The organism is Mycobacterium sp. 1165178.9 (assembly GCF_001673555.1).
Taxonomy (GTDB): Bacteria; Actinomycetota; Actinomycetes; order Mycobacteriales; family Mycobacteriaceae; genus Mycobacterium.
Genome location: NZ_LZMB01000531.1, coordinates 1 through 9,628, shown reverse-complemented (window position 1 = coordinate 9,628; position 9,628 = coordinate 1). Strand labels below are relative to the sequence as shown.

At 64.7% G+C, this 9,628-nt stretch carries 11 protein-coding genes and 3 pseudogenes; 8 read left to right on the top strand and 6 right to left on the bottom strand.

Annotated features, from left to right (window positions below; genetic code table 11):
- Positions 1 to 130 (bottom strand): annotated as a pseudogene (locus A5652_RS29275) (alpha/beta hydrolase); the annotation flags it as partial.
- A 120-nt stretch (positions 131 to 250) separates the two neighbouring features.
- Positions 251 to 619, bottom strand: a complete 369-nt coding sequence (locus A5652_RS22780; protein WP_067357181.1) for a nitroreductase/quinone reductase family protein — start codon at positions 617 to 619, stop codon at positions 251 to 253.
- 134 nt (positions 620 to 753) lie between these two features.
- Here A5652_RS22780 and A5652_RS22775 point away from each other — a divergent pair, with 134 nt between their 5' ends.
- Both A5652_RS22775 and A5652_RS22770 read left to right on the top strand, forming a co-directional pair.
- Positions 754 to 1,107, top strand: a complete 354-nt coding sequence (locus tag A5652_RS22775) for a UBP-type zinc finger domain-containing protein (RefSeq protein ID WP_067357177.1) — start codon at positions 754 to 756, stop codon at positions 1,105 to 1,107.
- Positions 1,108 to 1,355: 248 nt separating this feature from the next.
- A complete protein-coding gene (locus A5652_RS22770) occupies positions 1,356 to 2,969 on the top strand; it encodes an MFS transporter (RefSeq protein ID WP_067357174.1) in 1,614 nt (537 codons plus the stop codon).
- Between the two features lie 13 nt (positions 2,970 to 2,982).
- Here A5652_RS22770 and A5652_RS22765 read toward each other — a convergent pair whose 3' ends face one another.
- A complete protein-coding gene (locus A5652_RS22765) occupies positions 2,983 to 3,834 on the bottom strand; it encodes a LysR family transcriptional regulator (RefSeq protein WP_067357170.1) in 852 nt (283 codons plus the stop codon).
- A gap of 169 nt (positions 3,835 to 4,003) precedes the next feature.
- Here A5652_RS22765 and A5652_RS22760 point away from each other — a divergent pair, with 169 nt between their 5' ends.
- The 3 genes and pseudogenes from A5652_RS22760 to A5652_RS27160 form a co-directional block, all read left to right on the top strand.
- Positions 4,004 to 4,927, top strand: a complete 924-nt coding sequence (locus A5652_RS22760; protein ID WP_067357189.1) for a DMT family transporter — start codon at positions 4,004 to 4,006, stop codon at positions 4,925 to 4,927.
- A 107-nt stretch (positions 4,928 to 5,034) separates the two neighbouring features.
- A complete protein-coding gene (locus A5652_RS22755; RefSeq protein WP_082984029.1) occupies positions 5,035 to 5,760 on the top strand; it encodes an esterase in 726 nt (241 codons plus the stop codon).
- A 34-nt stretch (positions 5,761 to 5,794) separates the two neighbouring features.
- Positions 5,795 to 5,971 (top strand): annotated as a pseudogene (locus tag A5652_RS27160) (SgcJ/EcaC family oxidoreductase); the annotation flags it as partial.
- 10 nt (positions 5,972 to 5,981) lie between these two features.
- Here A5652_RS27160 and A5652_RS22750 read toward each other — a convergent pair.
- Positions 5,982 to 6,590 (bottom strand): hypothetical protein, encoded by a 609-nt coding sequence (locus A5652_RS22750; RefSeq protein WP_067357167.1) that lies wholly within the window; start codon positions 6,588 to 6,590, stop codon positions 5,982 to 5,984.
- Positions 6,591 to 6,751: 161 nt separating this feature from the next.
- Here A5652_RS22750 and A5652_RS22745 point away from each other — a divergent pair, with 161 nt between their 5' ends.
- The 3 genes from A5652_RS22745 (at position 6,752) to A5652_RS22735 (ending at position 8,910) form a co-directional block, all read left to right on the top strand.
- On the top strand, positions 6,752 to 8,014 hold the full coding sequence (locus A5652_RS22745) for a TetR/AcrR family transcriptional regulator (protein WP_067357164.1): 1,263 nt from the start codon (positions 6,752 to 6,754) through the stop codon (positions 8,012 to 8,014).
- 278 nt (positions 8,015 to 8,292) lie between these two features.
- Complete coding sequence (locus A5652_RS22740; protein WP_067357184.1) at positions 8,293 to 8,517, top strand: hypothetical protein; 225 nt, start codon at positions 8,293 to 8,295, stop codon at positions 8,515 to 8,517.
- Between the two features lie 9 nt (positions 8,518 to 8,526).
- Positions 8,527 to 8,910, top strand: a complete 384-nt coding sequence (locus A5652_RS22735; protein WP_067357162.1) for a hypothetical protein — start codon at positions 8,527 to 8,529, stop codon at positions 8,908 to 8,910.
- A gap of 51 nt (positions 8,911 to 8,961) precedes the next feature.
- On the opposite strand, the gene A5652_RS28190 is transcribed toward A5652_RS22735, so the two are convergent.
- Both A5652_RS28190 and A5652_RS22730 read right to left on the bottom strand, forming a co-directional pair.
- Positions 8,962 to 9,129, bottom strand: coding sequence for a hypothetical protein (locus tag A5652_RS28190; RefSeq protein WP_197514065.1), 168 nt, complete (start codon positions 9,127 to 9,129; stop codon positions 8,962 to 8,964).
- Between the two features lie 255 nt (positions 9,130 to 9,384).
- Positions 9,385 to 9,628 (bottom strand): annotated as a pseudogene (locus tag A5652_RS22730) (class I SAM-dependent methyltransferase); the annotation flags it as partial.

Sequence of the window (9,628 nt, the reverse complement as noted above, 5' to 3'; positions counted from 1 at the left end):
CGAGCACCACCGGAGGCTGGTCAGCTGGGCCCCAAACGCGCAGGTGTACGCGGCAACCGTCGACGTCGACGTCGCAGTGCGCTGGCTTTTGGTCGAGCGCCGTGTTGAACCAGGATGGGGTGATCGGCATCTGACGCGAACGGGCGAACAGTTTATCGACCTCCGTATCCGAGGTTCAAACGCGTTGCCTTGACCCAGCTTTCGCTCCTGTGCAGCCGATCGCGGCTCGGCTGGGCAGGAATTGTGGAACTCAAGAATTCGACTCGGTGAGCCGCACGGTAACGGTGACAGCTCCCTTTTCGTCCTGCGTGGCGACGGCGTGACCGGCGCGTTCGGTCTCGTCCAAGCGCAGCGTCAGGGGCCCACCGTCGTCGAGGAAGTTGCGCCACCATGTCTTCGCCTCGGGCATGCCGACACTAATGACGATGTCGCCCCCGGAACGTCGGTAGGACACCGGGATGCTGTATGTGCGTCCGGAGCGTCGGCCCGTGTAGGTCAGCATTGTGATGTTGCGATTGATCAACCGGCCAAAGCGACGGGAGTTGGCCAGCGCGGCTATCGGCGCATTGAAAACGGGCGCGGCTCGCATCAAGAGGCGGCCAAGTTTGTTGGGACCCATGGGGAGAGTATCGCAGCAAATCCCAAGAGCCGTTGGCCGCGGGAAGGCAACGTGCTGCCGGCCCGATTTGCAAGGAGGTAGCATCCCGGCGCAGATGCGCTAGCGGTTGCAATAAATGGAGGAAGAGGGCGCTGATGACTGCTCCTGTCGACCCTTCGGTGCCGCCCAGCGGCACGGGCTGCGTCGAGTGCGATGAGGCGGGTGGTTGGTGGGTGCACTTGCGGCGTTGCGCCGCATGCGGACACATCGGTTGCTGCGACGATTCGTTCTCTCGTCATGCGACCAAGCACTGGCAGCAGACCGGGCATCCGGTAATCCGGTCGTTCGAACCCGGGGAGGACTGGTTCTGGAACTACGAGGCCAACGACTACTACGAAGGCCCCCAGCTTGCGCCGCCCCAGTGCCGTCCCGAGGACCAGTCGGTGCCCGGGCCACGCGGACGGGTGCCGCACAACTGGTTCGAGCTGCTGCGCCATCGAGACGGCTGACGTAGCCGGCTGGCGCGCTGCCTGCGCGCAGCTCCCGGCCGGTGCGCCGGTGCTGAATGCTTCGCGTGGCGGGTGCGCCGGGCCCGGTTTAGACTCCTAATCCCGGAACCACGCGAAAGGCATTCTTCTATGCCAGAGATTGATCTCGGCTCGCCGTTGGTAATCCGCAATCCCATCGCGTGCGTCATCGTCGATCGTCTTCGCTGTTGTGTGCACTTCGAGCACGGTGGTTGCGCGCAGCCGACTCAATGGTGATCCAGGATCGGGAGCGTGCCGACCCCGAGCAACCGTCGGCATGGGCACCCCTTCGCAACCGCGTGTACCGCAGCCTGTTCATCGCACAGGTGGCCTCCAGTGTCGGCACGTGGATGCAAAGCGTTGCGGCTCAATGGTTCCTGGTGGAACAGCACAGCAGCGACGTCATCGTGGCACTGGTCCAGACGGCAAGCCTCGGTCCGACGCTGGTGCTGGGACTGTTCGCCGGCGTACTCGCCGATTTATTCGACCGGCGGCGGTTGCTGTTTGTCCTGCAGTCCTACGCGGTGCTGGTGGCGTTGGCGTTGGCGGTCCTGACTTATCTCGGCCGCATGACCCCGACGTCGCTGCTCGTGTTCACCGTGGCCATCGGTTGCGCGTCGGCACTAGCGGGGCCGGCCTGGCAGGCGATCCAGCCCGAGGTTGTCCAGCGCGAACAGATACCTGCCGCCTCGACCCTGGGCAGCGTCGCGGGCAACGCCGCCCGGGCGATTGGCCCGGCTATCGGTGGTGTCGTAGTGGCCTTGTCCGGACCCGCGGCGGCATTCGCGATCAACGCCGTGTCGTTTGCGGGGATCATCGTTGCCCTGGCGGCATGGAAGCGGCCGAAGCAAATCGCGCCGCTGGAGCGAGAACACTTCAGCCACGCAATCCTTACCGGGCTGTTCTTTGTCAACAACAGCCCCATCTTCCGCAGGATCCTTTTGCGCGCAGTCCTTTTCCTGTTTCCGGCCTCGGCCGTGCTGGCTCTGTTGCCGGTGGTCGCGGCACACCGATGGCACCTGGGCGCCGGCGGATACGGGGTGGCGCTGGCGGCGATCGGCCTGGGGGCCGTATTTTCCGTGGCGTTTGCCGCGCGGTTACGTCGGATGATCTCCGATAACGTGCTGCTCGCCGGGTCTGCCACCGTGTACGGGCTGGCGCCGCTGGCGGTAGCCTGGCTGCCGTTCGGCGCGGCAACCCCGGTTTTGGTGCTGTCCGGCATGTCATGGCTCCTCACGTTGACGACTTTGAATGCCGCGGCCCAACTCTCGCTGCCGCGCTGGGTGCGCGCTCGCGGGCTGGCGGTGTATCTGCTCGTCGCGACGGGAGCTCAGGCGATCGGCTCTTACGCCTGGGGTGCCGTCGCCACGCGGGCGGGACCGGGCACCGCGCTGGTCGGGTCGGCCGTGGTACTCGGCGTTGTCGCCCTCAGCGTTTTTGTTCTTCCGTTGCTGCCCTGCACCGGGACAATGAGTGTCGACGTCTCCGCCGCCTGGCCGTCGCCCACGCTCGTGTTCGAACCATGCCCGCGGGATGGGCCTGTGTTGGTGACCGTTCGCTACCAGGTTCCGCCCGAGAACCTCCACGACTTCACCGAAGCGATGCGGGCGGTCAGGCGGTCACGCCTACGGACGGGCGGCCACAGCTGGCGGCTGTATCACAGTGTCGGGCAACCCGATACATTCCTTGAAAGGTTCACGGTGGCGTCGTGGACCGAATTCGAGCGTCAGCGCACCGAGCGCTGGCTGGAATACGACACCGATGGCGTCACCAAGGCGTTGGGCTACACCGTCGACCATGCCCGGCAACACGAGTACTTCCTCGCGCTGCGCTTGCCCCGATGACGTCTCCCCGAAATCAGGCTGCTGCGGCCAGCAAATCGCGTACCGCATTGTCGACCGTGCCCAGCAGGTCGGGATCGATGCCAGTGCGGCCGCGCACCAGTATGGAGGCGCTGTTGGCGGACGGCAGTCCTTCCGCGGGGCCGAGCCCGTCGGGAAACTTGCCGATCATCGGCAACAGTGCCACACCGAGACCCGACCGGACCGCGGCGTAGAGACCGGACAGATCACCGCACTCGGCGGCGATCTCGTACTCGATATGGTGGCTTTCCAGAATTGCGAAGGCCGGCTCACGCAGTGTGCACGGCTCGGCGAAAATCACCAGCGGCAGCGGCTCTCGTGGAGAGCGCGTCAGTGAGCGGGCTGAAACCCATTGCAACTGAACAACTCCCGATGCGTTAGCGCGATCGAGGCCCGCCCCGTCGAGCATGATCGCCAGATCGACCAGGCCGCGGTCGATCGAATCGGCCAGCGACACATTGCGGTCGAGCCGAAAGCGCACCCGTAGGTCGGGGAGTCGCTCGCGCAACACGCGGGACAGGCCGGCCAGCATCACGTCGGCACCGTGTTCGGTGGCACCGATGGTCAGGACCCTGTGTTCGGTCGCGCCCAGGTCGTCGAGTGCGGCGTCGTGCGCGGCCAATATCGTGCGGGCGTGCCGCAGTGTCTTTTGGCCGACGTCGGTGAAGACGACCCCGCGTCCCGAGCGTTGGACTATCGACTCGCCCACCACGGCTTCGAGCCGGCGCAGATGCTGGCTGACCGCGGACTGGCTCAGATGTAGAGCGGCGGCAGCCCGGTGGAAGCCGCCGCAGTCGGCGACGGCGACAAGGCTGCGCAGCGGCGCGATATCGAGTACCTGGGCCACAGCCGCACTGTAATCCGATCGGTTTGACTAATCAATCACCGGCTTCGTCGGCTGAATAATCGTCTTTGGTCGAGCTACCGATAAGGCGATCCGATCGATCGCGATCGCCAATAATCGTTGGACTGCGTCAGTGGATCACGCGAACATGGGTGGCATGTCTTTGCCACGCATGCCAGCGACCACCGCCACGGCGGTGTCATTCTTCTACGCGCTCGGATATCCGATCGGGACGCTGGCGGTTACGGCGATGACGCCGATGGCCGCCCTGGTGCTCCGGTTCAGTTTGGCCGCAACGATTCTGGTCACGTGGTCCATGGTGGCCAGGGCCGGCTGGCCCCGGGGAGCGCAATTGGGCCATGTGCTGGTGACGGGTCTGCTGATCCAGGGCGTGCAGTTCTGCTGCCTATACGAGGCTGTTCAGCTCGGAGCGCCCGCGGTGCTGTGTGCGGTGGTGATTGCGATGAACCCGGTGGCTACCGCGATCCTGGCGGCGATGTTTCTGCGGGAACCGCTCGGCGCGCTGCGAGTTGTTGCGCTGGTGCTTGGCGTCGTCGCGGTGTTGGCCGCCTGCTGGCACAGGCTGATGAGAACTCACGGCGCCGACCCGGTCATCCTGCTGCTTGTCAGTGGGCTGCTGGGCCTTTCGATCGGCGGCGTATATCAACAGCGATTCTGCAGCGGTGTCGATTTCCGCGCGACGAGTGCCCTACAGAACGCCGTTGGATTGATACCCGCGGCGGCCCTTGCGGTCGTCACGCCCTTCACGGTGCATGACGGCGTCAAGGCGGTGATCGCGGTCAGCGGCATGGTGCTGTTGAATGCCACGCTGGCGGTGAGCCTCTATGTGCGCGCCATCAACACCCACGGTGTGACGGCGGTGGCGATGCTGTTCGCCGTCATTCCCGCGGTGGCTGGCGTGTTGTCGTGGGTCATCCTGGGCCAGCGCCCCGACGAGGGAATTGCGGTCGGTCTGGTGCTGGGCGGGCTGGCATGCTGGATCAATTCGCGGGCATCCGCCGGCCGCCGCCCCGTGCGCGGAAGCATGCCCGCCGCCATGCTGCCGCAGGTCGAGCTGCAGGAGGCACGGCGATGAGATCCCGAACGCCCGCTTCGGGGAGGCGTCCCCAATAGGCTTGCCCACCGTCCGCCGCAGCGCATCTGTGACAATGCAGCCTGCGGAATATCAACGGAGGCGCGTGGGTGAACTCGGACATCGGGCGGCGCATCGGATCACGGTGGTCAGCTGCGGCGTTGGCAATCCTTGCGACGGCGGTAGCGTTCACCGGCACCGCCGTGGCCGGTGCGGACACGCAATTGTGCAATCCGTCGAGCATCGATGCGAATCACATGTGCCATTTCGATGCCTCCGAACCCCTGTCGGACATCAGCATGGTGTTTCCGGCCAACTATCCCGACGAGCAGACGATGATCGGCTATTTGACCAAGACCGATGGCGACTTCCGCAATGCCCGCGGACCGCTGAATACGTTGAAATCGCCGACTGCGCTGAAGGTTACCGGGAACCGATACAGCTCCGGTCCCCAGGCGACGGGCACCCAGTCGGTGGTCACCGAGATTTACCAGAACCTCGGCGCCGCTCACCCCTTGGTCTGGTACAAATCCTTCAACTACAACCTGGCCAATCAGCAGCCGATCACCTTCGACGCCTTGTTTCAACCGGGAACTCAACCGCTGCAGGCAATCTTGCCGATCGTGCAGAAGACGTTGGCCGACCGGTATCGGGCGAAGGTGTCGATACCGCCGGACACCGGTCTCGAGCCGGCGAACTACCAGAGCTTCGCGGTCACCAATGATGCGATCGTGTTCTTCTTCGACCAAAACGCGCTGCAACCGGCCATGGAGGCCACGCAAGTATCGGTGCCGCGCAGCGCGGTGGCGTCGATAATCAGTCCCGACATCGCGTAACCGCCGTTATGGTGGTGCAACTGCGGGAGGCATCATGACAAGCGGCGACCAGCGAGCCGACGAAGAAGCCATTCGTGCGCTCCTCGATCAGCAGGTAAAAGGTTGGGCTGCAGGCGATCCAGCGGCCTACGCCAGCGTCTTCACCGCCGACCCCCAGTACATCACCTTTCTGGGCAGCCGCTACAGGGGGCGTGACGCGATCGCGGCCTCACGCTGGTTCATCAGTCACATGCGCCCGAGTCGCGAAGCGCGTTCGCCCAGCCGGTGGCCGCGACGATGTTCGCGTGCGTGACTCCTGACGGATCCTTTCTCTTGATGCTGTCACTGATCCGCGATAGTTGAAATGCCAAGTGGGTCATCGATTCGCCGCCGTTCACCGGCGAATACGGCCCGAGATTGTCGGGCTCGTTGGTGATGATCAAAGGCTTTACTCGTGGAGCCAGAAAGGTCGTCGATTGATCGATATTGGCGACCACAGTGTGAGCGTTTCCCTGCACACTCCCGGCGGAGTAGTCGTCATGCTGATCGCCGAGATACCGGTTGAAGTCGTTGATCTGGCCCATCAACGGATCCGATTGCGACTTGAACCATTGGCAGGAGTCCGACATTGCGCCGATCATCTCCGGTGTCACCCGTGCCCTGAATGTGTTGTACGGCCAGATGTCGAAGTTCGGTGACCAATCGCTGGGGGCCGGCGTGAACACCGGCAACGGCGGCGGAGGCTGCCCCGGATCGGCGGCGGCCTGGCCGGAAAGCATCAGGGCAGCGGCGAGCGCCGGCCCGGCGCACGCCAGGCCAGTCCGTGCCCGCCGCAACCTCGTCAGCTCCATCCGCATTTCCCAATGGAATACGGTATCGGACAGGGTCCTCTCCGGCGGGTATATGGCATGGGCCTCATGCTCGACAAGTTGATCTTGCCAGCTCGCCGGCTTGGCAATCCCGTCGTCGACCGATCGCCCGGACAGCCGCTGCTGCGGCTACGGTGATCTGTATGCCGTCGGCTAGCCGCTCCTCCGCGGATCAGGTAAAGCGGCGCCCGAAGGACCGCAAGCTTCAGATCGCGCGCGCAGCTACCGATGCGTTCAGCGAGTTGGGCTATCACGCGGTCAGCATGGAAAACATCGCGGCGCGCGTCGGAATCTCAGCCGCGGCGCTGTACCGCCACTCACAGGGCAAATATGACCTTTTCCGCGACGTCTTCCTGGCGCTGGGACAGCAACTGGTCGACGCCACGGCGTTCGCGGACGCTTTGTCCGCCGATGGTGATCCCGAGGAGCAACTGAGCGCGCTCACCAGTGCGCTGATCGACACCACGATCGTCAACCGGACCGCCGGTGGACTGTACCGGTGGGAGGGCCGCTACCTGCGCGGTGACGATCAGCGTGCTCTGGCCGAACAGGTCAAACTGATCAACCGTCGTTTGCAGCGCCCGCTGATGAGGCTGCGGCCGAAATTGACGTCGCGGCAGCGCTGGATCCTGTCGGCGGCCACACTGAGCGTCATTGGCAGCATCACCGACCATCGGTCCCGGTTGGGCAATGCCGAGATCCGCGCGTCGCTGACCGATATCGCGAGCGCGGTGCTGCGCGCCGAGCTGCCAAGCCAGCGTGGTCGTGGATCCGACCAGCCGCGCCCCGCGACACTGACCAGCGCCGCCGGAAGTTACGAGCTTCTCTTGAACGAATCGATGCGGCTGTTCAACGAGCGTGGTTATCGCGAAACCGGGATGGAAGACATCGCGGCAGCGGTCGGCATACCGGTTGCCACTATCTACCAATACTTTCCGGGGAAAGCCGCCATCTTGGCGGTCTACTACCGGCGCGCCGCCGACCAACTTTCGGGTGACCTCTCCAGCATCCTGGCCACCAACGCCGACCCGGAACGGGCGCTCGCGCAACTCATCGAGGCCTACGTCACCCGGTCGTTCGCCAACCCCGAACTGGCCTGCGTGTACTACACAGAGCGTCACAACCTGCCCGACCCAGATGCGGTGCTGCTCTACAACATTCAGCGCTCGATCGTCGAATCCTGGGCCAGTCTCGCCGTCGCGGCCAGCCCCGAACTCACGCTGGGCCGGGCCCGATATGCCGTCCACGCCGCGTTCGCGCTTGCGGTGGACATCGGGCGCCTGGTCTACCCCAACACCAGTGCGGCGGCCGCCTGCCTCACGGTGCGCCGCCTGATGGAGGTGACGGTTCTGGGACGACCCACCTCCTCCCGCAATGCGCCACGCGGCGGCCGACAACGCCGCTGACAGGTCTGCGCAGATGGCCATATCCGTAGAACCTATCCCCACATGCTAGTTGGGCATCCACCTCGCCGGTGCATCAAGGAGAGCCGAACACCGGCTTCCGGCAGCGCATCTCCAATATTAGTTGGCCTGCCTAAGCGTCGCCGGGGGGCCCACTGGACTATCGGATCGTCCGAATCACCGTTAACATAGACGGATCTAGTCCGCATGCCGGGTGTGCTGGCGTCATCGCTTTGTGGGCCGCCGTCAGACCCGGCAGCGCCCGCGTGAAAGGCATGCCCATGCTCAGCAGGATTCGCACAATCCTCGAGTATCAATTGACCATCGCCGAACTGTTGGGTCTGGCGATACTGCTGGGGACGCCGTACCTGATCGTCGGCGTTATCTGGTCCAGCACCCACACCCAGCATCTGCACAACATGCACGGCGCCGACTTGGTGGTGTCTTTCCTCGGCTCGATCGTGTCGTGGCCGGTGCTGCTTTTCGCCAACGTTTGCATGACTTAGGGGGCCCAAATGACCAACCGCGTGCCGCTGACCGTCTTCGCCGCCGTGGCGCTCTTGGCCGGCGGAATGTTGGCGCTGTGCTTCCCGGTGTTCATCGACGCCTTCGATCAATTCGGCTGGCAAGTCAAGTGTGGCAACGGCTTTACGACCGAATTGACCCAGGCCTCAAGCGCGGCGGCCACGGCGCGCAACTATGTCGAGCAATGCAATAGCGCGCTGATGGTCCGGCGGTCATGGGCAATCCCGATGGCGGGCCTCGGCGGCGTGACGCTGACGTGGCAGGCTGCCGCGGCAGTCCTCCGCGACCACGGACGGCCCGCGTCATCAGTGCGCGGGGCGCAATCACCACGGTGGGCCAACCGTGCGTCTCGCCAAGACGAAATATCCTGCTGAGAACCAACGTTCGCTGGCCAGTAAGCCGTTCGACGGGGCCGGCGGACGAGGCTATCGCGTGCTCTCGTCGGGTAGGTCGTGCCGAGACTGATGCAATCCCGGCCCCTGCGGGTCCTCGTCCTGGTGCTCGAGTTGCTCCTGCAACTTGCGTTGCTCCTCGGTCGCCTTGCGGGCGTCCTCGGGCGCCGCGGGCGGGTCGAAGTTGACTTGCTGATCCACCGAGATCTCCTCTGAACGTCTGCGCTGCTTTCAATCAGGGTCTCCCGAATGACGGGCGTCGAAACCCGGGCCAATCGGTCGATGCCGATTGCGCTGCTCACGGCGCTGCCGCGATCAGTACTGTTTGACCACCGCGCGCGGCGCCGTTCGCCACGTTCTGCTTCCATTGTCCAGCGGCTCGCGAAGCAAGACGGCCAGCCCGTCCAGCAGTACCGGGCGGACCCAGTCGCCCAGCTTGCACGCTCCGGTGTGCCGTCAGCCGAGGTGCGCGGACAGTAGCCAGGCGCCCACGGACTTACGACCGTTGTCCTCGTCGCGAATGTCGGCACCGGCGAAGGCCGCAAAGCCTGCGAGGAAGTTCTCGGGCACGTTGGCGTGGATGCGCGCCGGCCGGATCTCGTCGACCACCCAGTACTTCGAGACGACATCGCGAAGCTCGGTTTCGGTGACCGCATTGACGGGGCCATCGTCCGGCATCGCGGCGCGGTCGAAGACGAGC